General features: G+C 66.1%; 27 protein-coding genes and 1 riboswitch. Of the genes, 13 read left to right on the top strand and 14 right to left on the bottom strand.

Features of this window, described 5'->3' with window-relative positions:
• Nucleotides 1–8: 8 nt before the first annotated feature.
• The gene (locus OM977_RS02090) at nucleotides 9–218 is read right to left on the bottom strand and encodes a hypothetical protein (RefSeq protein ID WP_264357265.1); all 210 of its coding nucleotides are present in this window, start codon (nucleotides 216–218) and stop codon (nucleotides 9–11) included.
• A 165-nt stretch (nucleotides 219–383) separates the two neighbouring features.
• The gene (locus OM977_RS02085; RefSeq protein ID WP_264355907.1) at nucleotides 384–608 is read right to left on the bottom strand and encodes a hypothetical protein; all 225 of its coding nucleotides are present in this window, start codon (nucleotides 606–608) and stop codon (nucleotides 384–386) included.
• Nucleotides 609–696: 88 nt separating this feature from the next.
• Here OM977_RS02085 and OM977_RS02080 point away from each other — a divergent pair, with 88 nt between their 5' ends.
• The 4 genes from OM977_RS02080 to OM977_RS02065 are packed head-to-tail and all read left to right on the top strand — an operon-like array spanning nucleotide 697 to nucleotide 3,099.
• The gene (locus OM977_RS02080; RefSeq protein WP_442960711.1) at nucleotides 697–1,191 is read left to right on the top strand and encodes a MarR family winged helix-turn-helix transcriptional regulator; all 495 of its coding nucleotides are present in this window, start codon (nucleotides 697–699) and stop codon (nucleotides 1,189–1,191) included.
• Between the two features lie 27 nt (nucleotides 1,192–1,218).
• Nucleotides 1,219–1,770 carry a subtilase-type protease inhibitor gene (locus OM977_RS02075; protein ID WP_264355905.1) on the top strand — a complete coding sequence of 184 codons (552 nt, stop codon included), beginning with the start codon at nucleotides 1,219–1,221 and terminating at the stop codon, nucleotides 1,768–1,770.
• Entirely contained in the window at nucleotides 1,667–2,722 is a 1,056-nt protein-coding gene (locus OM977_RS02070) for a 3-methyladenine DNA glycosylase (RefSeq protein ID WP_264355904.1), read from the top strand. Before OM977_RS02075 ends, OM977_RS02070 begins: the two co-directional genes overlap by 104 nt.
• Nucleotides 2,719–3,099 (top strand): serine protease inhibitor, encoded by a 381-nt coding sequence (locus OM977_RS02065; protein ID WP_264355903.1) that lies wholly within the window; start codon nucleotides 2,719–2,721, stop codon nucleotides 3,097–3,099. Before OM977_RS02070 ends, OM977_RS02065 begins: the two co-directional genes overlap by 4 nt.
• Before the next feature lie 165 nt (nucleotides 3,100–3,264).
• Here OM977_RS02065 and OM977_RS02060 read toward each other — a convergent pair whose 3' ends face one another.
• Together OM977_RS02060 and OM977_RS02055 are read right to left on the bottom strand one after the other, a co-directional pair.
• Nucleotides 3,265–6,438: a S8 family serine peptidase gene (locus tag OM977_RS02060; protein ID WP_264355902.1), complete on the bottom strand. Its 3,174-nt coding sequence runs from the start codon at nucleotides 6,436–6,438 to the stop codon at nucleotides 3,265–3,267.
• Between the two features lie 537 nt (nucleotides 6,439–6,975).
• Nucleotides 6,976–7,161 carry a hypothetical protein gene (locus tag OM977_RS02055; protein WP_264355901.1) on the bottom strand — a complete coding sequence of 62 codons (186 nt, stop codon included), beginning with the start codon at nucleotides 7,159–7,161 and terminating at the stop codon, nucleotides 6,976–6,978.
• Between the two features lie 314 nt (nucleotides 7,162–7,475).
• Here OM977_RS02055 and purS point away from each other — a divergent pair, with 314 nt between their 5' ends.
• The 3 genes from purS to purL are packed head-to-tail and all read left to right on the top strand — an operon-like array spanning nucleotide 7,476 to nucleotide 10,820.
• Nucleotides 7,476–7,727, top strand: coding sequence for a phosphoribosylformylglycinamidine synthase subunit PurS (purS, locus tag OM977_RS02050; protein ID WP_018776110.1), 252 nt, complete (start codon nucleotides 7,476–7,478; stop codon nucleotides 7,725–7,727).
• A gap of 1 nt (nucleotide 7,728) precedes the next feature.
• Entirely contained in the window at nucleotides 7,729–8,514 is a 786-nt protein-coding gene (purQ, locus tag OM977_RS02045; RefSeq protein WP_264355900.1) for a phosphoribosylformylglycinamidine synthase subunit PurQ, read from the top strand.
• Complete coding sequence (purL, locus tag OM977_RS02040; protein ID WP_264355899.1) at nucleotides 8,511–10,820, top strand: phosphoribosylformylglycinamidine synthase subunit PurL; 2,310 nt, start codon at nucleotides 8,511–8,513, stop codon at nucleotides 10,818–10,820. Before purQ ends, purL begins: the two co-directional genes overlap by 4 nt.
• A 122-nt stretch (nucleotides 10,821–10,942) precedes the next feature.
• Here purL and OM977_RS02035 read toward each other — a convergent pair whose 3' ends face one another.
• The 7 genes from OM977_RS02035 to OM977_RS02005 form a co-directional block, all read right to left on the bottom strand.
• A complete protein-coding gene (locus OM977_RS02035; RefSeq protein WP_264355898.1) occupies nucleotides 10,943–11,611 on the bottom strand; it encodes an endonuclease domain-containing protein in 669 nt (222 codons plus the stop codon).
• 390 nt (nucleotides 11,612–12,001) lie between these two features.
• On the bottom strand, nucleotides 12,002–12,295 hold the full coding sequence (locus OM977_RS02030) for a DUF503 domain-containing protein (protein WP_264355897.1): 294 nt from the start codon (nucleotides 12,293–12,295) through the stop codon (nucleotides 12,002–12,004).
• 16 nt (nucleotides 12,296–12,311) lie between these two features.
• Nucleotides 12,312–12,632, bottom strand: coding sequence for a putative quinol monooxygenase (locus OM977_RS02025; RefSeq protein WP_264355896.1), 321 nt, complete (start codon nucleotides 12,630–12,632; stop codon nucleotides 12,312–12,314).
• A 47-nt stretch (nucleotides 12,633–12,679) separates the two neighbouring features.
• A complete protein-coding gene (locus OM977_RS02020; RefSeq protein ID WP_264355895.1) occupies nucleotides 12,680–13,282 on the bottom strand; it encodes a hypothetical protein in 603 nt (200 codons plus the stop codon).
• A gap of 13 nt (nucleotides 13,283–13,295) precedes the next feature.
• Nucleotides 13,296–13,844 (bottom strand): DUF1990 family protein, encoded by a 549-nt coding sequence (locus tag OM977_RS02015; RefSeq protein ID WP_264355894.1) that lies wholly within the window; start codon nucleotides 13,842–13,844, stop codon nucleotides 13,296–13,298.
• Nucleotides 13,841–14,263 carry an MmcQ/YjbR family DNA-binding protein gene (locus OM977_RS02010; protein ID WP_264355893.1) on the bottom strand — a complete coding sequence of 141 codons (423 nt, stop codon included), beginning with the start codon at nucleotides 14,261–14,263 and terminating at the stop codon, nucleotides 13,841–13,843. Before OM977_RS02010 ends, OM977_RS02015 begins: the two co-directional genes overlap by 4 nt.
• Nucleotides 14,264–14,313: 50 nt before the next feature.
• Nucleotides 14,314–14,739 carry a CoA-binding protein gene (locus OM977_RS02005; protein WP_264355892.1) on the bottom strand — a complete coding sequence of 142 codons (426 nt, stop codon included), beginning with the start codon at nucleotides 14,737–14,739 and terminating at the stop codon, nucleotides 14,314–14,316.
• A 167-nt stretch (nucleotides 14,740–14,906) separates the two neighbouring features.
• A riboswitch (SAM riboswitch) is annotated at nucleotides 14,907–15,016 on the top strand.
• A gap of 161 nt (nucleotides 15,017–15,177) precedes the next feature.
• On the opposite strand from OM977_RS02005, the gene acs reads away from it, so the two are divergent.
• From acs to OM977_RS01985, 4 genes are read left to right on the top strand one after another with little or no spacing between them, the layout of a single operon-like run.
• Nucleotides 15,178–17,304: an acetate--CoA ligase gene (gene acs / locus OM977_RS02000; protein ID WP_442960685.1), complete on the top strand. Its 2,127-nt coding sequence runs from the start codon at nucleotides 15,178–15,180 to the stop codon at nucleotides 17,302–17,304.
• A gap of 9 nt (nucleotides 17,305–17,313) precedes the next feature.
• Nucleotides 17,314–18,507 carry a dimethylsulfone monooxygenase SfnG gene (sfnG, locus tag OM977_RS01995; protein WP_264355890.1) on the top strand — a complete coding sequence of 398 codons (1,194 nt, stop codon included), beginning with the start codon at nucleotides 17,314–17,316 and terminating at the stop codon, nucleotides 18,505–18,507.
• Nucleotides 18,507–19,859 (top strand): O-acetylhomoserine aminocarboxypropyltransferase/cysteine synthase family protein, encoded by a 1,353-nt coding sequence (locus OM977_RS01990; protein ID WP_264355889.1) that lies wholly within the window; start codon nucleotides 18,507–18,509, stop codon nucleotides 19,857–19,859. The genes sfnG and OM977_RS01990 overlap by 1 nt, the downstream gene beginning before the upstream one ends.
• The gene (locus OM977_RS01985) at nucleotides 19,856–20,350 is read left to right on the top strand and encodes a CoA-binding protein (RefSeq protein WP_264355888.1); all 495 of its coding nucleotides are present in this window, start codon (nucleotides 19,856–19,858) and stop codon (nucleotides 20,348–20,350) included. The genes OM977_RS01990 and OM977_RS01985 overlap by 4 nt, the downstream gene beginning before the upstream one ends.
• Here OM977_RS01985 and OM977_RS01980 read toward each other — a convergent pair.
• The 3 genes from OM977_RS01980 to OM977_RS01970 form a co-directional block, all read right to left on the bottom strand.
• Nucleotides 20,347–21,234, bottom strand: a complete 888-nt coding sequence (locus OM977_RS01980; RefSeq protein ID WP_264355887.1) for a glycosyltransferase family 2 protein — start codon at nucleotides 21,232–21,234, stop codon at nucleotides 20,347–20,349. The genes OM977_RS01985 and OM977_RS01980 overlap by 4 nt on opposite strands.
• An 84-nt stretch (nucleotides 21,235–21,318) precedes the next feature.
• Nucleotides 21,319–21,504 (bottom strand): hypothetical protein, encoded by a 186-nt coding sequence (locus OM977_RS01975; protein ID WP_264355886.1) that lies wholly within the window; start codon nucleotides 21,502–21,504, stop codon nucleotides 21,319–21,321.
• Between the two features lie 198 nt (nucleotides 21,505–21,702).
• Nucleotides 21,703–22,992 (bottom strand): adenylosuccinate synthase, encoded by a 1,290-nt coding sequence (locus OM977_RS01970; protein WP_264355885.1) that lies wholly within the window; start codon nucleotides 22,990–22,992, stop codon nucleotides 21,703–21,705.
• A 263-nt stretch (nucleotides 22,993–23,255) separates the two neighbouring features.
• Between OM977_RS01970 and arfB the strand changes: the two genes are divergently transcribed.
• Nucleotides 23,256–23,678, top strand: coding sequence for an alternative ribosome rescue aminoacyl-tRNA hydrolase ArfB (gene arfB, locus OM977_RS01965; RefSeq protein WP_264355884.1), 423 nt, complete (start codon nucleotides 23,256–23,258; stop codon nucleotides 23,676–23,678).
• A gap of 216 nt (nucleotides 23,679–23,894) precedes the next feature.
• The gene (locus tag OM977_RS01960; protein ID WP_264355883.1) at nucleotides 23,895–24,527 is read left to right on the top strand and encodes a uracil-DNA glycosylase; all 633 of its coding nucleotides are present in this window, start codon (nucleotides 23,895–23,897) and stop codon (nucleotides 24,525–24,527) included.
• Nucleotides 24,528–24,646: the final 119 nt, after the last annotated feature.

Below are 24,646 nucleotides of genomic sequence, written 5' to 3'. Positions count from 1 at the left end.
AGCACTTCTTAGACTTGCTCCTTCGGGAGGTCTTCCCGACGGACCGCATAGTGGTGTCCCTGGGCGTCAGTTTCAACTTCAAAACCGGCCAGGTCCATTTCAGAGGCCTGCTCGAAGTCGTCGTGCCTGTGAACGACCGGTGCGGTGTAATCTCCGCGTTGGGCCGGCCCAAAAAGGAAACGAGCCCACGACGACGGGTGCAGGTGCTGTCTCAGCACACCAAGCGCAATTGCCACAATTCCCACCCCCTCTCCACCGTTCGGATCAGGCAGATACGGCCCTGGCCGAAGCTGGTGCCGCTGAGGTTATTTTACGCCCCACTCGAGGGGAAAGGCACGACAAGCAGACGCCCAAACATCACCGGCACTGGCCGGCGTATCCGCCTACCGCAGTGACTGATCGTCCGGGTTCTTCGGCACGACGTACGTGCTGCCGTCAGGCCGGCGGAGGGTTTCCCATTGCTGGGTCTCGGCCTCGCGCTGGGCCAGCAGCTGCCGGTTCTGCTCCGTCATTTCGTGCTCGATAGAACTCCGGTTCGCCGGGCCAAAAATCGCCCGGAGTTTGCCGGTCCTACGCATGAACCTCTGGGCGGGGCTTTCCTTTTCCATACATCCACTCCTCAGAACGAAACTCTCATATCAGTGTACGCTAATAATTAGTGCACTAACTATCGACAGGAGACGCCCCATGACAGGTATGGCCAAGGTCTCGGACAGGAGCCCGGGCGGACACGATGCAGCCGACGAGGACCTCCTGCTGGAGCAACAGCTCTGCTTTGCCCTGACGGTGGCGTCGCGCAGTGTGGTGGGCGCCTACAAGCCCGTGCTCGACAAGCTCGGCCTGACGCATCCGCAGTACCTCGTCATGCTCAGCCTGTGGGAGTCCAGCCCGCGTTCCGTCCGGGATATCAGCGAGGCCCTGGCCCAGGAGCCCGCCACCATTTCACCGCTGCTGCGCCGCCTGGAGGCCGCGGGCTTCATCACCCGGGAGCGCCTGGCAGGGAATGAGCGGACCCTGGCGGTGGGACTGACGCCCCGCGGCGCCGAATTGCGGCAGCAGGCCACCAAGGTTCCCACCACGATGATGGCCCGGCTGGGCCTGACCCGGGAGCAGGTCGGCCAACTCCACGCGTCCATGATGGATCTGATTGCCGCCACGCGCGCCACAGCCGAAGACACGCCCCGGCGGTAGAATGTGCGTAACAGAGGAGGACTGCTGATGTTCAAGCAAATGGGCCGCGCCGTGCTCGTCCTTTTGGCGGTGACAGGGCTGGCCGCCTGCAATCCGGGATCCACGCCTTCTCCTTCCCCTTCCGCCCCGACGACGGCGGGCCCGTCCGCTTCCCCGGACGCCCCGTCCCCGGACACCGAGACGACGGCGCCCGCGCCTTCGCCGGCGGCAGCGCCACCGACGGCCGGCCCGGGACAGGGCAACGCTGAACTCGCCATCATGGTCAAACCCTCGGAAAACGGCGCCCCTGCCAACTTCACGCTCGTCTGCCAGGACGGGGTTCCCGCCGCCGAAAGCCAGCACCCCAGTGCCAGCACCGCCTGCACTGCCCTCAAGGGCAACGCAGCGATCCTGAGCCCCGCCCCCAAGGCCACGGACCAGGTCTGCACGCAACAGTACGGCGGTCCGCAGCAGGCAACAGTTTCCGGCGTCGTCGATGGCAAGCCTGTCGAAGCCAGCTTTAGCCTGCGCGACGGCTGCGAGATTTCCGCATGGAACGCCGCCAAGGACGTCCTGGGCTCAAACGCAGGGGCTGTCTAAGCTGTTGCATCTGCCCCGGGAAGACTGGTTGCCGCGCCAGGCAGCCCACCAGCAGCGTGTCCGGCGCTACTCCGACCCCTACCTGGCCCGGCGGTCCGCCGGCCGGAAGCACCCGGTCGAGGACTTCCTCTTTACCTACTACACACAAAAACCCGGCCAACTGCTGCGCTGGCATCCCGGCGCCGGGGTCGTCCTCTCGGGCCCCGAGGCGGCAGAGCGCACCGGCTGGAAGTATTACCGCGCTGCCGACGACGGCGACCTTGCCGCCGCCGGCATCCCGCCGGGCACCGCCGCCGTGACGGTCGACGTCGAATCCTTCCTCCGGGACCGCCGGGACGCGCTCGAGTTCGCGGCCATCATCCTGGCCGGCACGGTGGCGAGGCCTGCACAGTTCGGTTGCTTCGGGCTGCACGAATGGGCCATGGTCTACCGGCAGGACAAGTTCGAGCTGCGGCACGAATACCTGCAGCTGAGGCTCGGCTCAGAGCACACCGACCGGGTCGTGGAGCAGAACCGGATCCGCTGCAGTCACTTCGACGCCTTCCGCTTCTACACTCCGGACGCCGTGCCGCTGAACAGCCTCGAGCCGAGCCGCGAGAACCAGCGGGCCATGGAGCAACCTGGCTGCCTGCACGCGAACATGGATCTCTACAAATGGGCGTACAAACTCGCTCCCCTGCTTCCCAGCGAACTGGTCATGGACTGCTTCGAGCTGTCCTGGCGGATCCGGGCGATGGATATGCAGGCGTCGCCCTATGACTTGGGCGCGTGGGGTTATCCGGCCATTCGAATCGAAACACCCGACGGCAAGGCCGAATACGTGGACCAGCAGCGGTCCTTCGCCGGCGAATCGCAGGAGCTGCGGAAGCGGCTGCTTCAGGAGCTCGCCCCGACGCTCCAAGCACTGACTGCCACCAGCGCGCACCAGACCAGCCCGGAAGGACCGCAATGACCGATCCCCAAGAGGTAGCCGGCCCGCTCGACGTCGATCTGACCATCCGTCTCACCGAGTCACCGGGCGCGCCGCAGTACACCTTTCGGCTGGAGGCCCGCGGCGGCGCGCCTGGACCCGGATCCACCCTGCCGGATCCGTCCGCAGCCCTCGAGGCCGTGCAGCGGTTCGGCGAGGATATTTTCTTCCCCAAGCCGGGGCCGCCGAAAATGTGCACGCAGCAGTACGGCGGCCCCCAGGTGGCCGTGGTGACGGGGTGGTTTTTGAAACGCAAGGTGGACAGCAAATTCAGCCGCACGGATGGCTGCGAGATCGCCCGCTGGCGGGCCATGGCGCCGCTGCTCGGCGGTGTTGCCGGTTCCACCGGCGCGATTTAGTCCGCCGGATCCGCCGCCGCGATCCGGGCGCCGCCCCCGATCCGGGCGCCGGCACGATCCACGCCGGGCAGCCCCGCGCCGGCGGGGCCTGCTTGAACGACGAACGGCACTGGCCCGCGGTGGAGACCGCCGGCCAGTGCCGTTTGCTTAGGTGCTAAGCGCCGCTTAGATGGCGTTGTTGGGAGCGGGATTGCGATCCGGGTTCTGGATCTTCCCCTTCTCCTTCTTCACCTTCTTGCCCTTGTCCTTCTTGTCTTTCTTGTCCTTGCCGTCGTGTTGTCCGTCGTCCCCGCTGTCACCGGGACCGTCATTGCTGTCCTGGTCCTCGGAGGTGGGCGGAACCACCACTGTGCCCGCCGCGGTCACCAGCACGCTGACGAACGTCGGATCGCTTGCTCCTTCGAACGAGATACGGCCGATGTAGGAACCGACCTGCAGGCTCTTCCAGTTCAACGAAACCGAGCCGGAGTTCCCGTTTCCCAGCCGCAGCGGATTGGGAGCGAGCGTCGCGTTGCCCACGTTCGGAACCAGCACGGACGCATCCAAGGTTCCCTTGGTGGCCTGATTGTTCGGGCTGGCGTACAGGTTCGCATAGATTACGTATTCCCCGGAGGAGGGGTTCGGGATGGAAACAGACTCGCTGGCCGAGGACGTTGCAACCGTCAACGGGCCGTCCGGAGTCTCCACGTACATGTCGAAGTCCGCGTTCGGATCCGAGGAGTATACGGAGAACTTGGCCAGCGGGCTGCCGGCCGGGACCTGTACCGTTTTGACGAAGTACGAGTCATCCGTGTTGCCCGGGACGAGGTTGATCGGGGTGGAGTCGGCCTTGGACAGCCCGTCGAGGGTCATCTTGATGGGGCCGTTGGCGCCGGAGACCACCCTGATGGCGCCGGAACCGGTGCCGCCCTCGGACGTGAACGCGACATCCTTCGCCGCGACCACAGACTGCGGACGGACCGCGATCGGGGACGCGACGTTCTTGTTGGCGCCCTGCCAGCTCAGCGAGCCCATAGCGAACTTGCCGAGCGTCGCGTTCTGGTTCTCGAAGGAGACCTTGAAGGTCTTCTTTTCGCCCGCAGCGCTGAAGTTCAGCACACTGGGATTGACGGTGACCTTCACGCCGGGAAGGTCAACCTTGGCCCGGTAGGTGCCCGGGGTCAGGGCGGTCACCGTGCGGGTGACCTCGATCTTGCCGGTCAGGTTGCCCAGCGCGAAGGACGGAACGTTCATGTCGCGCGGCTTGGTGGTACCCACTCCCTGCATGCCCAGCTCTACCCCGGTGCCCTGGATGAAGGCCAGGTAGTCGTCCGAGTTGGCGTCATACACCAGGCCGGGTTCGAGCACGCGTGCCGGGTCCACCTGCCCGGCACCGGTAGCGAGAACGTCAGTATCTTTGGCGCCGTTGGCGAGTTTGACCTCGCTCGCGGTGGTCATCATCGCTGACTTCACGACGGCGGGCGACCACTTCGGGTTCTTGGCGAGGATCAGGGCGCCGAAACCGGTCACGTGCGGCGACGCCATGGACGTGCCGGACAGGAAGCCGAAGTTGTCGCCGCCTGTGCCGATCGGCGAAACACCGGCCAGTACCGCAACGCCGGGGGCTGCGACGTCGGGCTTGAGCAGGTCGGACCCGGTGGCCAGGAGCGGACCGCGGGAGGAGAAGCCGGCGATCTGCGGCTGCGCCTCGAGTGCCAGGCCTGTGGTGTCCCTGTTGATCAGGGACACGGTGAGGGCCGGGTTGGCGGCGACCTTGGCCTTGATGGCCTCGGTGGCCGGGGGGTTCACGTGGACCGTCGGGATGATGTGCTTGTCCGTGTCCAGCGAGGAGTTGCTGAGGTTCACCAGGATCATTCCGACGCCGCCACCGCGGGCGACCTCGGCGCTCTTGGCGACGCGGTCAAAGACACCGCGGTCACAGACCACAACCTTGCCAGCCACCTTGGCCGGATCCAGGGTGCCCGGTCCGCATAGGGCGGCGTTCGGGTCCCCCGCCGTGGCGGCCGCATTGGCAGAGAGGACGACGCCGGCGTTCACCACCTGGCGGTTCATGATGCTGGCGCCGCGGAACTTGCTGCCATCCGAGAATTCGACCGTGCCCTGCAGCTCCTGGGAGAAGCTGCTGGCGGCCACCGTGGTGACCCATGGGGCGCCGTGGTTGACGGTGCTCGCGGTCGGGCCGGAGTTACCCGCCGAGACGGCCACGAAGATGCCGGCCGAGGCGGCCGAGAGGAACGCCATGGACACCGGATCGGTGGTGGTGGTCGTGGAACCGGAGATCGAGTAGTTGATCACGTCAACGCCGTCGTAGATGGCCTGGTCGACGGCCGCCACCGCGGAGGAGCTGTAGCAACCGCCGCTGTTGGGATCGGTGTCCTCCCAGCAGACCTTGTAGATGGAGAGCTTGGCCGCAGGGGCCACCCCGCTTGTCAGGCCGAAGCTGCGGCCGTCAACAAAGGTCTCAACGTTGGCGTTGCCGGCAGCCGTGCTGGCCGTGTGGGTGCCGTGGCTGTCCACGTCCACCGGGGACAGCACTTCCTGCGGCGCACGACCCTGCGAGGGGACGTACTTCAGGAAGTCATCGGCAAAGTAATGGGCGCTGAGGACCTTTGAGTTGCAGGCAGAGCCGTCAAAGGCTGCGCCGGTTGCCACGCCCTTCTGGCATTCACCGATGAATGTGTCGCCGTCGGATTTGAGCATGGCGATCTTGCCGTCGTCAGTGCGGTAGGGCACGCCCACCACGGGGTCGCCGACAAGCGGCTGGACCTGTTCGCCTGTGAAGAAGGGGTTGGAAGGGGTGTAGCCGGTGTCGATGACGCCGACGACGACTCCCTTGCCGGCGGCATCCTGGCCGCCGAACTTGGTGTCCCAGGTGCCGCCGGAACCGCTGAGCTTCAGGAAGTCGGAGCTGGAGTAGTCGGGAGCGTTTTCCGTGTCCGGAGCAACCACCAGGACGCCGGGATCCTTGGCGAGCTTGATGGCCTGGTCAGCTGTCAGGGTCGCGCTGAAACCGTTGACCGCCGCGGTGAACTGACGCTGCATCTGGACTTTCTGCTGCGCGGCGACCTCTGCCTGCTTCTGTTCGAGGTGCTCCCCGTACTTCCTAACCTCGGCCTTATCGGCGTCGAGCTTCTTGCCTGGTTCCGGTTTGGTGGCCGGCAGGCCAGGCGTGCCGCCGTCGTAGGTAGCGGCCGGTTTCTCAGCAAGGACGACGATGTAGCGGCCGTCCCGGTAGCTGTTCGGGTCCAGGTTCTTCTGGACGACCCCGGTGGTGGACGCTCCCTGGAAGGGTGCCGCGGTGGCGGGCGCAATGGCGACTGATGTAAGGAGAACCGGCAAGCCCAGGGTCAAAGCCGCGGCCCTCCGGAGTCCCCCGCTTCGAAGGAAGCTCTTTCCTGGTGATTTCACGAGCGATTGGAACCTTTCGTAAGGAACGGTCCCGGCGTCCTTGCCGGGTACTGCAGACTGGCGGGAACTGCGGAAAAGTTCGCGCAGCCCTGGCGGATACCAGCCGAGACATACAGTACAGACTGAGAGCCAGTTATGACATAGTTCACAAACGACAAATCAAAATTTGTCACACACCTCGACACCGTGCGCGCAGAGCCCCCCGGTGGACAGGAAGGGCAAACCGGGGTGCCGTCTCAGCCCCGGCCACTCCCCGGGCAGCCGGGGCGGCGTGCGCGGCCGAAAAAGTGCTGTGGGCACGGCCAAGGGCCCGGGCCGGCGGTGCCGTTCCGTGGCGGGCGGTTAACGTGCGCAGTAAGTGCGCTCAGCAAGTGTGCGCGGTTAGTGTGCGCAGCCGCCGGGAGCCGGTTGCTGCCCCGGGGGTTGCGGTCGAGGGCCTGTTGCTGAGGGAGCGACGTGCCCCGGAAGTTACTGCCGCGGGGTGCGGACGACCTCGCTGATCCAGGCGCGCGTCTTTTCGTCGACGGGTCCGGCCACGTTGCTGGCCTTGGCCGCCCGGTCAGCCTTGATCTTCTGCAGGACCATCCGGCCCAGGCCGGCAAAGACAGCGGCGGCGACGACGGGCAACAGGACCGATTTTGATTTCTCTGACATGCGCACATCCTACTGACGGGGTCCGACCGAAACCATAGCCACGGCGCGCTGAACAGGCCCGTTGCCCCTCTCCCGTTCACAGTCAACCCCTGAATGCGGCCGGAGGCACCGTGGCCGGTAGAATAGGCATGCAAGCTCGCGGAGCGCCCGATCCCGTCAGTTGTTGACAGTGTTTTTGACGCCGTCAATTGACACCGTTTGATGGACCGTCGAAGTGGATAACCCCCTTGACGTTCACCACCTGACACCGACCGGCGTGAGACGGCATTACTCCGCTGCGCCCTTACCCAACGCTCACGCACAGGAGTTACCGGATGCCCCGGATCGTTGTCGACGTCATGCCCAAGCCCGAGATTCTGGACCCGCAGGGAAAGGCCATCGTGGGCGCACTGCCCCGGCTGGGTTTCACCGCTTTTAGCTCTGTCCGCCAGGGCAAGCGTTTTGAACTGACGGTCGACGGCGAGGTGACCGAGGAAATCCTGGCCCAGGCCCGCGACGCCGCGGAAACGCTGCTGTCCAACCCCGTCATCGAAGACGTCGTCAACGTCGAGGTCGTCGAGGCCTGACATGACTGAACTCCCCCTGATCGGTGAAACCCTCACCGACGCCCCCGCTGGCACCCTGGCGGGCGCTCGGATCGGCGTCGTCACCTTCCCCGGCACCCTTGATGACCGCGACGCCGCACGCGCTGTCCGGCTGGCAGGCGCCACGCCGGTTGCCCTCTGGCATGCCGACACGACGCTGGCTGACGTGGACGCCGTCGTGATCCCCGGCGGCTTCTCCTACGGCGACTACCTCCGCGCCGGTGCGATCGCGCGGTTCGCGCCGCTGATGGCCAAGGTCATCGACGCCGCCAACTCGGACGCCAGGCTGCCCGTCCTGGGAATCTGCAACGGCTTCCAGATCCTCACCGAGTCCCACCTGCTGCCCGGCTCGATGATCAAGAACGATCACCTGAAGTTCATGTGCCGCGACCAGACCCTCCGGGTGGAGAACAACACGACGGACTGGACCCGCGACTACGCCGCCGGCCAGGAAATCGTGGTACCGCTGAAGAACCAGGACGGCCAGTACATAGCGGACGAGAAAACCCTCGATGCGCTGGAGGCTGAGGGCCGCGTCGTGTTCCGCTACGTCGGTTTCAACCCGAACGGCTCCCGCCGCGACATCGCCGGCATCTCCAATGCCGCCGGCAACGTGGTGGGCCTTATGCCGCACCCGGAACACGCGGTCGAGACGGGCTTCGGGCCGGAAACAGTCGGGTCCGGCTCCGCCGGGATCGGCGGCTCCGACACGCAGGGCCTCGGTTTCTTCACCTCCGTACTGAACAAGATTGTGGGAGGCGCCAAATGAGCATCGACACCACCAAGAAATTCAACATCGACACCGTTGCAAATGCGGCCAAGACCCCGAACACCGAGCTGCCCTGGGCCGAACTGGGCCTGAAGCAGAATGAGTTCGAGGAGGTCGTGAAGGTCCTGGGCCGCCGCCCGACCGGCGCCGAGCTCGCCATGTACTCCGTCATGTGGAGTGAGCACTGCTCCTACAAGTCCTCCAAGAACCACCTGCGCCAGTTTGGCGAAAAGGTGACCGAGGAAATGAAAAAGGACATGCTCGTGGGGATCGGCGAAAACGCCGGTGTCACCAACCTGGGCGACGGCTGGGCCGTGACGTTCAAGATCGAGTCCCACAATTCGCCGTCGTTCGTGGAGCCCTACCAGGGTGCCGCCACCGGCATCGGCGGCATTGTCCGTGACATCATCTCCATGGGCGCCCGCCCGGTGGCCGTGATGGATCCGCTGCGTTTCGGCGCCATCGACCACCCGGACACCGCCCGCGTCATGCACGGCGCCGTGGCCGGCATCGGCGGATACGGAAACTCCCTGGGCCTGCCGAATATCGGCGGCGAGATGGTCTTCGACTCCGTGTACCAGGGCAACCCACTGGTCAATGCGCTGGCAGTCGGCGTGATGCGCCACGAGGACATCCGCCTTGCCAACGCCTCCGGCAAGGGCAACAAGGTGGTGCTGTTCGGCGCCCGCACCGGCGGCGACGGCATCGGCGGCGCGTCCGTGCTGGCCTCGGAGTCCTTCGACGACACCAAGCCGTCCAAGCGGCCCGCCGTGCAGGTGGGCGACCCCTTCGCCGAGAAGGTCCTGATCGAGTGCTGCCTTGAGTTGTTCAAGGGCTCGCTGGTTGAAGGCATCCAGGATCTGGGTGCCGCCGGCATCTCCTGCGCCACGTCCGAGCTTGCCTCCAACGGCGACGGCGGCATGGAAGTTGAATTGACGTCCGTGCTGCTGCGCGATCCCTCTCTGACCCCGGGCGAAATCCTGATGTCCGAGTCGCAGGAGCGCATGATGGCCGTGGTCACCCCCGAGAACGTTGCTGCCTTTGAGGCGGTCATGGACAAGTGGGCTGTGGAGTACTCCTGGTTGGGCGACGTGACGGACACGGGGCGCCTGATCATCACCTGGGACGGCGAGGTCATCGTCGACGTGGACCCGCGCACCGTGGCCCACGACGGCCCGGTCTACGACCGACCCTACGCCCGGCCCGAGTGGCAGGACGGCGTGCAGGCCGACGTGTTCACCGGCTCCGTCCAGGACGCCGGCCGGCCTTCCACCGCCGCGGAACTGGCCGCAGCAATCAGCGAGCTCATCGCCTCGCCGAACATGTGCGACAAGTCCTGGATCACCAACCAGTACGACCGCTACGTCGGCGGCAACACGGCGTTGGCCATGCCCGACGACGCCGGAGTGGTCCGGGTGGACGAGGAAACCGGCCTCGGCGTGGCCCTGGCCACCGACGCCAATGGCCGCTACACCTTCCTCGATCCGTACCACGGCGCGCAGTTGGCCCTGGCCGAGGCGTACCGCAACGTGGCCACCTCGGGCGCCGTGCCGATGGCCGTCAGCGACTGCCTGAACTTCGGCTCCCCCGAGGACCCCGACGTGATGTGGCAGCTGGCTGAGGCCATCCGTGGCCTCTCCGACGCCTGCATGGTGCTCGGCATCCCGGTCACCGGCGGCAACGTCTCGCTGTACAACCAGACCGGCACCACCCCGATCCACCCCTCCCCGGTGGTCGCGGTACTGGGCAAGTTCGACGACGTCGCCCGCCGCACGCCGTCGGGCTGGCGCGAGGACGGCCAGGCCATCTACCTGCTGGGCACGACCGCCGCAGAACTGGACGGTTCGGAATGGTCCAACCTGCGCGGACACCTCGGCGGGCTGCCGCCCAAGGTTGACCTCGCCGCCGAACGCGCGCTGGGCGAGATCCTGATCAACGCCTCCCGCGACGGCATGGTGGACTCCGCCCATGACCTCTCCGAAGGCGGCCTCGCAGCGGCCCTTGTGGAGTCGTCGCTGCGCTACGGCGTGGGTGCGCGGATCGCCCTCCAGGACGTTCTGGACCGCGACGGCGTGGACCTGTTCACGGCACTGTTCTCCGAGACCCAGGGCCGCGCAATCGTGGCGGTGCCCCGGTCCGAGGAAATCCGCTTCAAGGACATGTGCACCGCCCGCGGCTTCGCACACATCCGGATCGGCGTGGTGGACGCCGAGAGCGGCAAGCTGGAAATCAATGGCGTCGACACGATGGCCCTTGACGCGCTCCGCGAAGCCCACGAGGCGACGCTGCCGAAGTACTTCGGCTAGTCCCCACCGCCGCCCTAGCCTCGCGAGCTCGGCCAGGGAACCCTGGCGGCGTGGGCCCCCGTCGGTTGCTCCGTAACTGCCCTTTTGAACCCTCAAAACGGCAGTTACGGAGCAATCGTTCGTTAACGGCCGGGCCGCCAGCCCGCCTGCAGCAGCGCGGCGCGGATCTTGGCCACTGCGGCTTTGGCGTCATCGTGCATATGCCGTTTGGAAACGCGGACCTCCGTCCAGCCCAGGGCTGTGTACCGCTCGGACCGGGCGATGTCCCGGACGATCTGTAGCTCGTCCCCGTGATGTTCGCCCTCGTACTCGATGCCGATTTTGTACTTCCGGTAAGACAAATCGGGTTCGTGGTGCCGTGTTCCTCCATCGTCGGTGATCGGCACGTTCAGCTCCGGTTCGGGCAGACCTGCTCGCACGATCGCCAGACGGAGCAGCGTTTCTTGCGGCGAATCGGACCCCACCCGAATGAGGTTGAGGGCCTCCTTCGCTTTGCGGATGCCTCGCTTTCCCTTGTGCCTGTAGATCATCCGCTGGAGGTCGGAAATGTCGCAATGCGGTGTGCCCCTGCCCTCAAGGTCGGCCCTCGGCACGCGCACACAACTGTCCCCCATGGCCACGAGCTCGTCCACCGATAGCATTTCCGCCATATCCAACCAGATACGCTCCGGCGTGGTTACAGGGATCCCGTCAACTGTGGTGATCTCGTCCTCGTAGAGTTTCATCCGGTGGACGATCACGTGGGGCCGGTCGAGGTGTGCCTCGCCTGCGGGCCGGATGATGTGATGCATATCGGGGCTCTCCTTTCGCGGTCTCCGCGGCAATAGGAGCAGTTCCGCGGCAGTGAGGTGGGATGCGGCGCATCGCGTGTTGACCTCTATGAACGGCCGCACTCTGATACTCAAGGGGAGCTCCGACGTCCTGCCGTCCAAGCGGATGCCCTTACCGACCGCCGTCAGGGAACGGTGCCGCAGCCGCTTCGGAGACACACCAGCGAGGCGTGCTTCGGCAACGGTGAACGGACGGCCCTGGAGTTCACTCGGCAGCTGGCGTGCGGTCCTCATTGATCCATGGGACCAGAATCCTGCCGGCGGTGCAGAAGTTGTCCACAAGACCCATCGGTTGCTCCGCAACGGCCCTTTTGAGCCTTCAAAACGGCGGTTGCGGAGCAATCGATGCGGTTAGTCGTCGCTGCGGATTTCGCGCTGGCGGGCGCTGAGCAGCTCAAGTTCCGGGCGGGCCGCCATGAAACGTTCGACGGCGGCCAGCACCTCGATGAGGTGCGCCCGGTCCGCGGCGACCAGCCCGACGCCGATGACCGTGCGCCGGTACTGGTCCTGCAGTCCGGCCTCGGTGACGGAAACATCGAAGCGGCGCTTGACCTCGGCGAGCACCGGGCGCACCACCGAGCGCTTCTCCTTCAGGCTGTGGACGTCCCCCAGGAGAAGGTCGAATTCAGTCCAGCCGATCCACATGCCGGCGCCCCTTTCGCTACGCGATGGTCAGTTCGCCCATCCGGTCCCAGCCCTCGCCGTCGAACTGGCGGCTGACGATCCGGGGAGTCTCCGCCAGGGCCTGGGGCATGTCCGCCATGGCCTTCTTGAAGTGGGCGCTGTTGACGTGGTCCCCCGCGGCGTCGTCCTTGAAGGCCTCGACCAGGACAAATTCGTTGGGGTCCTCAACACTGCGGGACCAGTCGAACCAGAGGTTCCCGGGCTCCTGCCGGGTCGCCTGGGTGAAGTCCGCGACGACGTCGAGCCACCGCTCGGACCATTCGGGCTTGACCTTGAATTTGACGACGATGAAGATCACTGGCTGAGCCCTTTCGTTGCGTTTTCCAAAGGTTCCATTCTGGCAGCTCAGCAGGCTTTCATTGCCTCCCGGGCCAGCTCCTGCTGCTGGGGCGTTCCCACCCTGCCGGCCCACTGTTCGGCGAGTTGGAACTCCACCATCGCCTCGGTACACCGGCCGGCCTCGTGCAGGGTCCAGCCCAGGTTGCTGTGCAGTGCCACCAGCCATCGTTTGGTCCGTTCATCGTGCACCGTCGACGCGTACTCTAAGGCGCTGCGAGTCCAGGTCTCGGCGTGGGCGGTGTCCGCGACCGCCAGCATGTGCAGGGCGTCGACGGCCAGGAATTCCTCGCCCAGATGATCAGCCAGTTCGGCGGCCTGTTCGAGGAGCGGAACGGCCATCTCTGCGTGGCCGCTGGAGTTCAGCACCCGGCCGCGTTCCAGCAGCACACGGACGGCCACGGTGGGCTCCTCGCCGTCGATGGCGTCCAGCACTGCGTCCGCTTCTTCGAAACGGCCCTGCAGGCCGATCGCCCGGCCCAGCTGTGTTTTCAGCTCGGCCCGTTCGTCGGCGTCGTACCGGTCCTCGGTCATCGCGGTCCGGAAGCGCGTTTCCGAAATCTCCGGGTGCTCGAAGTCCCACAGGTGGTCAAGGGTCTGTTGGGTCAGCATTGCCTGCTCCTGATCAGCTTTCACCGGCGGCCAGTTGGTGTGCACTTTCAATGTAGCGGGAGGTGATGCGGCTCCGCGCCCACTTCGTCAGGACGCCGCCCGTGGCGTAGAACCAGTTGGCCGGCGCACCGAAAGCGGTAATGGCGATCGTTACCCGGCCAGTCCCGTCGATTTCGACCTCAAATGCTTCCTCGCCGCGAACGGGATGCCCCGGGAGGGTGCCATACCCGAATCCCGCGGACTGCGGGCCGGCCCCGGGCAACGGCTGGCGGACCCAGACAACCTCGCAGGGGGCGTTGATCCGGAACGGGCCGACTCCGAATCCGCTGACCACCCGCGTGCCGGGGACCACGGCCTCGGACTCCGCGCGAACGCGGAGCCCCGCGCCCTTCTGCAGGCGCCAGCTCAGAATTCCCTGAGCCACCCGCCGGTAGGCAGCAAAGCCCTCACCCACATAGGCCCGGGTGACAAGGCACTCCACGTCCGGGGGAGGCGGGCCGTGCTCGGTGGAGCCAATTCCCTCGTAGTTCAGTTCACCCGAGGCAATCCGCGGGCCGGTCACGGCCGTCCCCGCGGCCCGGAACCCTGCGCAAGCCGGGACCAGCCCAGTTGCTCCTGCTGGCGCCGGCTCAGCGTGGCAACCACCAGGTCGTAGGAGTCCTCGACCATGTCGCGGACCATCGAGTCCGGCAGCGCCCCGTCCAGCCGGACGCCGTTCCAGTGGGTCTTATTGAGGTGCCAGGCTCCGGTGATCTCAGGGTGGGCGGCGCGCAACTGCTCGGCCAGTGCGGGCTCGCACTTCAGGCTCACGGAAAAGTTCGCCTCGTCCAGAGAGGATAAGGCGAACATTTTGGCTTCGTGGCGGGTGCCGCCCGAGACCGCGGCGCGCACCTTGAAGACGGACGTCTCAGGTCCGAAGGGAAAATCCTCGAAGGCGCCGGGAAAGCCGAGACAGAGTTCCCGGAGCGCTGCTGCATCCATGCTCAGAGTCTATTTCTCCGGTCCGACTTTCGGCAGCGACGGTTCCGCCGCTAAAGTCCGAAGCGCCGGGCGTCCTGGGCCGGGCAGGCGTTCATGATGACATCAAGCCCGGCTGCCGTGGCGCGAGCGGCCGCGGCCTCGTCGATGACCCCCAGCTGCAGCCAGACGGCTTTGGCGCCGACGGCGATGGCCTGGTCCACAACGGCCCCCACCCGCTGCGAATTCACGAAACAGTCGACGACGTCGATGGGGTGCTTCTCGGCAGGGATGTCGGCCAGGCTGGCGTAGCCCGTTTCGTGGTGGACCGGATCGGCAGGAAGATTCACCGGGATTATTTCCATGCCCAGCCGGTCCCGGATGAACAGCGAGGTGTCGTAGGCCGCCCGCCACTGGTTGGTGGTCAGGCCGACGATGGCCCACCGCCCCTTGGTGCGCAGGAGCCTTTCGAGGACCGCGGGATCGTTGACATGAGGCATGAGCACAGCCTAGCGCCCGCCCCGACATTGGTTGCCCGCGACGACACGCGCGGAACGAATTTCCGAAGATCTGAACGACCAGCGGCCCCTCGGGCCGACGTGACCGAATATTACGCCGCGGGAGGCCGTAATTAGGGAAAACTGCCCGGCTCCGTTTTAGTTGAAAGTGACCATCCCGAGCGGCCGAGAGACCTGGATCGATGAAGCCGCAGCAACCCTGGTAGCCGGAAATCCAATGGCTCTTTCCGTAGGGTGCTACTGCCAGGACCGATGGAGTATTCCTATGTTTCCTGTTCTGTCCTAGTCCTCGCCTTCCTGCTGACGGATTCCCGGAACATCGGCCGCGCCGACCGTTGCTGCCGGCAATCGTGTTGCTCGCGGTGATCGTAAAACAACTGATGGCCTGCTGGGCCTTGCAGAGAAATGGGCGGTAAAACGATGGGCCTGAACACGACCGGATCCCCTCTGACCGGGGAGGGCGCCTTGACCGACACTTTCCCGGGCGCCGCCCCCGGCACTGAGGCGGAACGTATCGCGTTCTGGGAGGAAGCCGCGCTGCGCCTGGACTGGGAGCCCGCGCCCGGCCTCCAGTCCCCCGGGCAGGATAAGCCGTGGCACACCGCGCACCGCCTCGTCCCCGCCGACGTCGAGGCCGGCATTGGCCCGGCCATCACCTGGTTCGAAGGTGGGAAACTCAACGTCGCCTACAACTGCGTGGACCGCCACGTCGATGCCGGGCGCGGCGACAAGGTGGCCCTGCACTTCGAGGGCGAACCCGGCGACCGCCGCACCCTCACCTACGCCGACCTCCAGCGCGAAGTGTCCAAGGCCGCCAACGCGCTGCTGGGCCTCGGCATCACCAAGGGTGACAGGGTGGTCATCTACCTGCCCGTCATTCCGGAAACCGTGATCATCACCCTGGCCGTGGCCCGCATCGGAGCCATCCACTCGCTCGTCTTCGGCGGCTTCTCCGCCGAGGCGCTCAAGTTCCGGGTGGAGGACACCGGCGCCAAGCTGCTTGTCACCACCGACGGCCAGTTCCGTCGCGGCGCGGCCGTGCCCGTCAAGGACAACGCCGACGCCGCCGTCTCCGGCGACAACGCGGTGGAACACGTTCTGGTGGTCAACCGCACCACCGCACCGGAACTGCTTGATAGCGTGCCGATGACCGAAGGCCGCGATGTCTGGTGGCACGACGTCGTCGGGCCCGCCTCCGACGTCCACGCACCCGTTGCGTTCGACGCCGAGACTCCGTTGTTCATCATGTACACCTCCGGCACCACCGGGAAGCCCAAGGGCCTCGTCCACACCTCCGGCGGCTACCTCACCCAGGCGTCCTGGAGCTACGAGCATCTGTTCAGCAACCCGGACCCGGCGCTCCGCGACCAGGACGTCCACTGGTGCACCGCCGACCTCGCCTGGGTCACGGCCCACACCTACGAGCTGTACGGTCCCCTGTCCAACGGCGTCAGCCAGGTGATCTTCGAAGGCACGCCGAACACCCCGCACCCGGGCCGGCACTTCGAGATCATCGAACGCTACGGCGTGACGCAGTACTACACCGCGCCCACCCTGGTCCGCTCCCTGATGGGCTGGTTCCCCGACGGCGTCCCCGCCAGCTACGACCTCTCCTCCATCCGGCTTCTCGGCACCGTCGGTGAGGCGGTCAACCCCGAGGCATGGCGATGGTTCCGCGAGAACGTCGGCGCCGGGACCGCGCCCGTGGTGGACACCTGGTGGCAGTCCGAAACCGGCGCCACCATCCTCTCCCCCGCCCCCACCGACACGGAGTTCAAGCCCGGCTGCGCGGCCCGTCCGCTGCCCGGCGTCGGCACCCGCATCGTGGACGACGTCGGCAACACGGTTCCGCCGGGCGTCCACGGTTTCATCGTGGTAGACGCCCCCGGCCCCGCCATTGCCCGCACGGTCTGGGGCAACCCGCAGCGGTACTTCGATTCGTACTGGCGCCAGTACGCCGCACAGGGCTGGTTCCTTGCCGGCGACGGCGCAAAGTATGACGACGACGGCGACATCTGGATCCTCGGGCGGGTCGATGACACCCTCAACGTCTCGGGGCACCTGCTCTCCACCATCGAGATCGAATCGGCCCTCGTGTCCCACCCGGACGTCGTGGAAGCCGGCGTCTGCCCGGTGGCCGACCCGAAGACCGGCCACGCGGTGGTCGCCTTCGTGGTGCTCCCCAACCGCTCCCTCCCCTCGCAAGTCCCCACCGGCTCCCAGCCTTCGCAAGCTCAGGCAGGGTCCCTCGCCGGTGTGGCCCCACGGGCAGGGAACCCGGCGGTCGTGGCCCCCGACCCCATTATTGAGGAGCTCCGCAACCACGTGGCACAGGTGATCGGGCCGATCGCCAAGCCGCGCGACGTCGTCGTCGTCCCCGATGTGCCCAAGACGCGCAGCGGCAAGATCATGCGCCGGCTGCTCACCCAACTGTTCGAAGGCACCACGCTCGGGGACACCACCTCGCTCCAGAACGAACCGTCCATCGCGGCTATCCAGGACGTCCTGCGCGACCGCACCAACCACGCAGAAATACCCCGGAAGTAAGGAACACTCATGACTGAGATCAGCAACGTCGCCCGCCTTTCTGAACCGCTCAAATTCGCCTACTGGGTTCCGAACGTCTCCGGCGGCCTGGTGGTATCCACGATCGAACAGCGCACCAGCTGGGACTTCGACTACAACAAGAAGCTCGCGCGGATCGCTGAGAACTCCGGCTTCGAGTACGCGCTGTCCCAGACGCGCTACGCCGCCTCCTACGGCGCGGACAAGCAGCACGAGGCGACCTCCTTCAGCCTGGCGCTGCTGGCCGCAACCGAGCGGCTGAAGGTTATTGCCGCCGTCCACCCTGGCATGTGGCACCCCGGGGTGCTGGCGAAGTACATCATCACGGCGGACCACATCTCCAACGGCCGCGCAGCCGTGAACATCGTCTCCGGCTGGCTAAAGAACGAGTTCACCAACTTCGGCCTGGAGTGGCTGGAACACGACGAACGCTACGTCCGCACCGAGGAATTCATCAAGGTCCTCCGCGGGCTGTGGACCGAGCAGGACTACAGCCAGTCCGGCAAGTACTACAACATCACCGACTTCACCCTGAGCCCGGCACCGGTGGACGTCCCCGGCCGCGCGCACCCGGAAATCTTCTTCGGCGGAAACTCCACCGCGGCCCAGGCTACGGCCGGCCGCGTGGCGGACTGGTACTTCTCCAACGGCAAGGACCTGGACGGCTTCCGGGAGAACATCGCCGGCGTCGTCGCGTCCGCACGCGAGGCGGGGCGCGGGACCGCCTCCCCCCTGTCCGCCCCGAAGTTCGGCCTCAACGGCTTCGTCATCGCACGGGATTCCGAGAAGGAAGCCCGCGAGACCCTCCGCGAGATCGTGGCGAAGGCGCACAAACCCGCCGTCGAGGGCTTCCGCGACGCAGTCCAGGAAGCCGGAGCGTCCACCAAGGACGGCAAGGGCATGTGGTCGGACTCCTCCTTCGAGGACCTCATCCAATACAACGACGGCTTCAAGACCCAGCTGATCGGTACCCCGGAGCAGATTGCCGAACGGATCGTCGAGTACAAGAAGATCGGCGTGAACCTGATGCTGACCTGCTACCTGCACTTCCAGGAGGAGGTTGCCGCGTTCGGCCAGGACATCCTGCCGATCGTCCGCGAACTCGAGGCGGACCTGGCCCGCAAGCACGGCACTGAGCTGGACCTCACCGGCACCCCGGTTGCGAACACGGAGGTGGCAGCGTAATGGCCGACCGCAAGTTCGGGTTCCGCACCCGCGCCCTGCACGCCGGCGGCACGCCCGACGCCGAGCACGGCGCCCGCGCCGTGCCGATCTACCAGACCACGTCCTTCGTCTTCAAGGACACCCAGGATGCCGCGAACCTGTTCGCGCTGCAGAAGTACGGCAACATCTACTCCCGGATTGGCAACCCCACGGTGGCCGCGTTCGAGGAGCGCATCGCCTCCCTTGAGGGCGGCATCGGTGCGGTGGCCACGTCCTCGGGCATGGCTGCGGAGTTCATCACGTTCGCCGCACTGACCCAGGCCGGCGACCACATCGTGGCCGCGTCCCAGCTGTACGGCGGCACGGTGACCCAGCTGGACGTCACGCTGCGCCGCTTCGGCGTCGACACCACCTTCGTTCCCGGCACCGACCCGGCGGACTATGCGGCCGCGGTGCGCGAGAACACGAAGGCGATCTTCGTCGAGGTCGTGGCCAACCCGTCGTCCGAAGTGCAGGATCTTGAGGGTCTCGCCAAAGTCGCGCACGACGCCGGCATCCCCCTCGTCGTTGACGCCACCCTGAGCACGCCCTACCTCGTGCGGCCGATCGAACACGGCGCGGACATCGTGATCCACTCCGCCACCAAGTTCCTCGGTGGCCACGGCACCACCCTGGGCGGCGTGATTGTCGAAAGCGGCCGCTTCAACTGGGGCAACGGCAAGTTCCCCACCATGACCGAACCGGTAGCCTCCTACGGCAACGTTTCCTGGTGGGCGAACTTCGGCGAATACGGCTTCCTGACCAAACTCCGCTGCGAGCAGCTGCGCGACATCGGCCCTGCACTGTCCCCGACGTCTGCGTTCCAGCTGCTGCAGGGCGTTGAGACGCTCCCGCAGCGCCTGGACGAGCATTTGAAGAACGCGCAGGCCGTTGCGGAATGGCTTGAGGCTGATGAGCGTGTGGCCTATGTGAACTTCTCCGGGCTGCCCTCGCATCCCCACTTCGAGCGGGCCAGGAAATACCTGCCGCTGGGGCCGGGGTCCGTGTTCTCCTTTGGCGTGAAGGGCGGCCGTGCCGCGGGCCAGAAGTTCATCGAGTCCCTACAGCTGGCCTCGCACCTGGCAAATGTGGGCGACTCCCGGACTCTCGTCATCCACCCCGGTTCCACCACCCACCAGCAGCTGAGCCAGGAGCAGCTCGAGTCCGCCGGCGTCCCCGAGGTCCTGGTGCGGATCTCGATCGGGCTCGAAGACATCGAGGACATTCTCTGGGACCTGGACCAGGCCCTGGACGCCGCGTCCGAGGGAGCATCCGCGGAGTCCTCCGCGGCGGCACCCTCGGCGGACACATGCACGATCGGAGCACTGTCATGAGCACGGACGAACGAACCTGGACCGGACCCTCCGCACCGGAACGGCTGAACCTGCTGCGGCAGGCTAAGTCGATCGCGATTGTCGGCGCCTCGGACAAGCCCTCCCGGGCCAGCTACTTCGTGGCGACGTACCTGCAGTCCTCCACCCGCTACAAGGTCTACTTCGTGAACCCCGTGGTGAAAGAGATCCTCGGCGAGCAGACGTATGCTTCGCTGGCCGATCTGCCGGAAAGCCCGGACATCGTGGATGTGTTCCGCAAACACGACGATCTGCCGGGCGTCCTGGACGAGGCCATTGCTGCCGGCGCCAAGACGCTGTGGCTGCAGCTGGGCTCGTGGCATGAGGACGTTGCCAAGGAAGCGGAAGCCGCCGGACTCGACGTCGTAATGGACCGCTGCGTGAAAATTGAGCATGCTCGCTTCCACGGCGGGCTGCACCTGGCCGGCTTCGACACCGGCGTCATTTCCTCGAAGCGGCAGATCCTGGCCTAATACCCTGGTTCCCTGCCGGCGTCCTCCTGCAGGACCACCGTATAGGCCTCGACTCTGCGGTCCGTAACCGTCGTCGGTGACTCCAGGTGCACGGCTCCGGAAGGAAGGATGCCGGCACCGCCGAACTTCTCCATGACCCGCCACTCTGCCACGACGTCCTCCCCGCAATGCTCGGGGGGCAGGAGATGCCAGAAACTGAAGCCGCCGACGTCCTCCAGCTTCTGGCGGTCGTACAGAACACAGCCACCGAGCCACGCCACCCGGTAAGGAATCCACTCATCCGGCCGCAGTTCCAGGTCGGCGGCCAGGTGGCTGAGGTTGGCGGCGTTGTGCAGCTGCCACCGTTCGAAGCCCGCTGTCTCCGGTCGGATCCTCTCCGGCGTGACGGCGCCGTTCCACCGCTCGAAAGTCACCAATTCCTGCGGTCTCCGGTCCTGCAGGAACGACAGCCCCTGGGGTGCCATGCCCACAAAGCCGCATCCCAATTCCAGCAATGCCCGGTCCATGCGTTGCAGCGCGCCGGGCTCCAGCCAGATGTCATCGTCCAGAAACAGGCAGTGCCCCGTACGGGCCCGTTCCAACAGGAAGTCCCGGTGCTCTGCCAGGCCGCGCCGGGGTAGGTGGCGCAACGCCACTACTTCGCGGCCCTGTGCCTGCAATACCCGCATCATCGCTGCCGGCGCCGGGTGTTCCCACGCCGGCTGCCGCTCGGACTGGTCGCTGATCACCACCCGGAAGGGCGGTTCGCGCTGGGCCGCCAGGCCCGCCAGGGTGACAGCGAGTTCGGCCGGACGGTCGCAGGTGGTAATCAGGACATCCACACCGGCCGGTTCGGCCGGAACTTCAGGGGTCTTCGCCCACGAGTCCGATGCTCTCTGGCTCACAATGACCCATCCCCCGCCCGCACAGCCAATCCACCCACAACCCTGCCAGCCGTTCACCGCGGGCTGACGCGCACGTAAAAAGAACTAGCTGGCGTCGCGGCGTTCCCCGGCACCCGCTGGTGGCACGCGGCCCGGTCCGCTGTCCTCGGCATCCGGGCCTTCGGCAGGCTCCTGGGAATGGACCCGGATCTCCGATACGTCTGCGTTCGGATCTCCCTCAGCCGGCGCCTCACTGTGGCGGCGCTCGCCTGCCTCTGGCGTTTCACTCATGTCGGGTCCTTTCGTATTCCTTCCGCGGCGGCCGTTCCGCAGTCGGTCCCTGACACCGCCCCGGGAACGCACCGGCAGCGCCAGAACGGTGCTTCTTTTTCTCATGGTGGCTTGGACCTGATCCATGGTCAAGGTCTTGTTTAACGACGACGGCGGGCCACCCTTTCAGGTGACCCGCCGTCGTCGAGCTTCGTGACGTCAGTCGTTGATCAGGTCGTTGATCACGATCGTCTGGTCCCGGTCGGGGCCGACACCGATCGCCGAGAACCGCGTCCCGGAAAGCTTTTCCAGGGCGAGCACGTAGTTCCTGGCGTTCTCCGGAAGGTCGTCCAGGGTGCGGGCACCGGTGATGTCCTCGGTCCAGCCCTCGAAGAACTCGAAGATGGGCTTGGCGTGATGGAACTCGGTCTGGGTCATCGGCATTTCGTCATGCCGCACACCGTCAACGTCGTAGGCCACGCAGACCGGGATCTGCTCGATGCCGGTAAGCACGTCCAGCTTGGTGACGAAGTAGTCCGTGAAGCCGTTGACCCGGGAGGCATGGCGCGCCAGCACGGCGTCGTACCAGCCGCAGCGGCGGGGACGGCCGGTGTTGACGCCGAATTCGCCGCCGGTCTTCTGCAGGTACAGGCCCATCTCGTCGAACAGTTCCGTGGGGAACGGCCCCGCGCCGACCCGGGTGGTGTACGCCTTGATGATGCCGATGGAGCGCGAGATCCGGGTGGGGCCGATACCCGACCCCACCGAGGCGCCGCCGGCCGTCGGGTTCGAGGACGTCACGAACGGGTAGGTGCCGTGGTCAACGTCCAGGAACGTGGCCTGGCCGCCTTCCATGAGGACCACCTTGCCCTCGTCGAGGGCGGTGTTCAGGACGAAGGTGCTGTCGATCACCAGCGGGCGGAGGCGCTCGGCGAAGGACAGGAAGTACTCCACGATCTCATCCACCTCGATGTCGCGGCGGTTGTAGACCTTGACCAGCAGCTCGTTCTTCTGGCGGAGCGAGCCCTCGACCTTCTGGCGCAGGATAGAGGCGTCGAAGACGTCCTGCACGCGGATGCCCAGGCGGGCAACCTTGTCCATGTAGGCCGGACCGATACCGCGGCCGGTAGTGCCGATGGCCCGGCTGCCGAGGAAACGCTCGGTGACCTTGTCCAGGACCTGGTGGTAGGGCGCCACGAGGTGGGCATTGGCGGAGACGCGCAGCTTGGACGTGTCCGCGCCGCGGGCTTCCAGGCCGTCGATCTCCTGGAACAGGGCCTCAAGGTTCACCACGCAGCCGTTGCCGATAACCGGAACCGCGTTGGGGCTCAGAATGCCGGCCGGAAGGAGCTTGAGCTCATACTTCTCACCGCCTACGACAACGGTGTGCCCGGCGTTGTTGCCGCCGTTGGGCTTGACGACGTAGTCAACCCGGCCGCCAAGCAGGTCAGTGGCCTTACCTTTGCCTTCGTCGCCCCATTGGGCTCCGACGATCACGATTGCTGGCATGGGATCCTCCCCCATTCGTTCGGGCTGACTTCCGTTGAACCATCGAGGAGCAACACGTTAGTTGAGTTGTCCAAGGTGGCTCCGCCGAGATCAGCGCCGTTCATGAGAATGCCCCGCATCGACCGCTGTGCTCTTCCATCAACGCCAGAATCCGGGGCTCTTACCACCCAAGTTTAGCCGATCGGGGCCCCAGCAGGGTGTGGCGGGATTTGGCGCCTTCGGGCCGGTGTTTGATCGGGCCCGCAGCGTGCAACGCTAGTTGCATGGACCTTGAGGTGTCACCCGCGCTCACGATTCCCGCGTCGGAACTCGGCTGGCGGTTCTCGCGTTCGTCCGGGCCAGGCGGTCAGCACGTCAACACCTCGGACAGCCGCGTCGAACTCTCGTGGAACGTTGCCGACTCGGCGGTGCTTTCGGATGGCCAGCGGCTGGTTCTGCTCACGCGTCTGGGACGGCGCCTCATCGCCGGGGTGATCACCGTAACCGCCTCCGAGCGGCGCTCGCAGCTGCGAAATCGCGAGATCGCCCTGGCCAAGCTCTCCGAACTCGTGGCAGAAGGCCTGGCTCCCGAAGCTGCCCGCCGCCGGGCGACCAAACCCACCCGGGGCTCGAACCGTCGGCGCCTCGCCGCCAAGGAACAGCGGGCAGCGACGAAACAGCAACGCAGGCGGCCCTCCGCCGAATAGCGCCGTCCAGGCATTTCCAGCTGCCGGGCAGCGGGCTGTGCCCGCCGGCCCGGGAGCGGTTCAGCATTTCGCAGGGCTTGATAGACTGATAAGGATCGACTCGGAATCGGTCCACATCACATATTCAAACCACACCGCAGCTCGGCGTGCCCGCAATTTGGCGTGCCCGTGCATGGTCTGGCAGCTTGACCAATCCCGCAGGAGACTCAGCAATATATGACAGCCTTGGCCACTGAAAATTTTCGCGAACAGCTTCTGAGCCGCCGCTACGAACCTAGTGTCGCAGCGGTCAACGAACTGTGCGACACGCTGCAGTCCGCCAAAACCGGCACGAATGTCCCCTATGTGGACCCGATGCACGACGTCGACGAGTGCCGCATCATCAGCCTTTACTCCAACATCGGCACCGCTGACCCGTCCGGTTTCATCACCGCCGGTGACGACGAAGCGGCCACCCGCATGCTGGGCGTCCAGTGGAAGCTGGGCCTGCGGCCGGAGTTCGTTATGCCGTGGAACGTCCACCCTTGGCACATCGCCGACGAGCCCAACGGCAAGTTCACGCCGGACCAGATCTCTGCCGGCCTGAAGCCCCTGCTGAAGTTCCTGGCCCTCGTGCCGCGCGCTTCGGTGATCGTCGCCCACGGCACGGAGGCCAACCGCCTGGCCAACCTGCTGCTGAAGACCGAAGTGCCCATGATCTGGCGCCGCGGCCTGAAGACCTACAAGGTCCGCTCCCTCAGCGGCCGCGCCTTCGCCGGCACCCCCGCCCGCCAGGAGCAGTACCTCGAGGATATGCACACGGCCTACGCCGACGCCATGGCCCGCACCGGCCTGACCAAGCCGAGCTAGTCCCCACCCGCACCCTAGCCTCGCAAGCTCGGCCAGGGAACCCGGCGGGCGTGGGCCAGCAGCGTTAACGACGGCGGGCGTCCACCGAAAGGTGGACGCCCGCCGTCGTCGTTAATGCG

Source organism: Pseudarthrobacter sp. MM222 (assembly GCF_947090775.1).
Lineage (GTDB): Bacteria > Actinomycetota > Actinomycetes > Actinomycetales > Micrococcaceae > Arthrobacter.
The sequence above is the reverse complement of the archived record's forward strand: the minus strand, read 5'-3'. Positions and strand labels throughout refer to the sequence as shown.

Coding starts and splice junctions, on each gene's coding strand:
- acs (WP_442960685.1), top strand. CDS start 15,178: ATGGGCCTGAACACGACCGGATCCCCTCTGACCGGGGAGGGCGCCTTG.
- OM977_RS01960 (WP_264355883.1), top strand. CDS start 23,895: ATGACAGCCTTGGCCACTGAAAATTTTCGCGAACAGCTTCTGAGCCGC.
- OM977_RS02005 (WP_264355892.1), bottom strand. CDS start 14,739: ATGCCTCATGTCAACGATCCCGCGGTCCTCGAAAGGCTCCTGCGCACC.
- OM977_RS02035 (WP_264355898.1), bottom strand. CDS start 11,611: ATGCATCACATCATCCGGCCCGCAGGCGAGGCACACCTCGACCGGCCC.
- arfB (WP_264355884.1), top strand. CDS start 23,256: ATGGACCTTGAGGTGTCACCCGCGCTCACGATTCCCGCGTCGGAACTC.
- OM977_RS02030 (WP_264355897.1), bottom strand. CDS start 12,295: ATGTGGATCGGCTGGACTGAATTCGACCTTCTCCTGGGGGACGTCCAC.
- OM977_RS02020 (WP_264355895.1), bottom strand. CDS start 13,282: ATGCTGACCCAACAGACCCTTGACCACCTGTGGGACTTCGAGCACCCG.
- OM977_RS02070 (WP_264355904.1), top strand. CDS start 1,667: ATGGCAAGCCTGTCGAAGCCAGCTTTAGCCTGCGCGACGGCTGCGAGA.
- OM977_RS01975 (WP_264355886.1), bottom strand. CDS start 21,504: ATGAGTGAAACGCCAGAGGCAGGCGAGCGCCGCCACAGTGAGGCGCCG.
- OM977_RS01970 (WP_264355885.1), bottom strand. CDS start 22,992: ATGCCAGCAATCGTGATCGTCGGAGCCCAATGGGGCGACGAAGGCAAA.
- sfnG (WP_264355890.1), top strand. CDS start 17,314: ATGACTGAGATCAGCAACGTCGCCCGCCTTTCTGAACCGCTCAAATTC.
- purL (WP_264355899.1), top strand. CDS start 8,511: ATGAGCATCGACACCACCAAGAAATTCAACATCGACACCGTTGCAAAT.
- purQ (WP_264355900.1), top strand. CDS start 7,729: ATGACTGAACTCCCCCTGATCGGTGAAACCCTCACCGACGCCCCCGCT.
- OM977_RS02065 (WP_264355903.1), top strand. CDS start 2,719: ATGACCGATCCCCAAGAGGTAGCCGGCCCGCTCGACGTCGATCTGACC.
- OM977_RS02075 (WP_264355905.1), top strand. CDS start 1,219: ATGTTCAAGCAAATGGGCCGCGCCGTGCTCGTCCTTTTGGCGGTGACA.
- OM977_RS01985 (WP_264355888.1), top strand. CDS start 19,856: ATGAGCACGGACGAACGAACCTGGACCGGACCCTCCGCACCGGAACGG.
- OM977_RS02085 (WP_264355907.1), bottom strand. CDS start 608: ATGGAAAAGGAAAGCCCCGCCCAGAGGTTCATGCGTAGGACCGGCAAA.
- OM977_RS02080 (WP_442960711.1), top strand. CDS start 697: ATGGCCAAGGTCTCGGACAGGAGCCCGGGCGGACACGATGCAGCCGAC.
- OM977_RS02010 (WP_264355893.1), bottom strand. CDS start 14,263: ATGGATGCAGCAGCGCTCCGGGAACTCTGTCTCGGCTTTCCCGGCGCC.
- OM977_RS01990 (WP_264355889.1), top strand. CDS start 18,507: ATGGCCGACCGCAAGTTCGGGTTCCGCACCCGCGCCCTGCACGCCGGC.
- purS (WP_018776110.1), top strand. CDS start 7,476: ATGCCCCGGATCGTTGTCGACGTCATGCCCAAGCCCGAGATTCTGGAC.
- OM977_RS02055 (WP_264355901.1), bottom strand. CDS start 7,161: ATGTCAGAGAAATCAAAATCGGTCCTGTTGCCCGTCGTCGCCGCCGCT.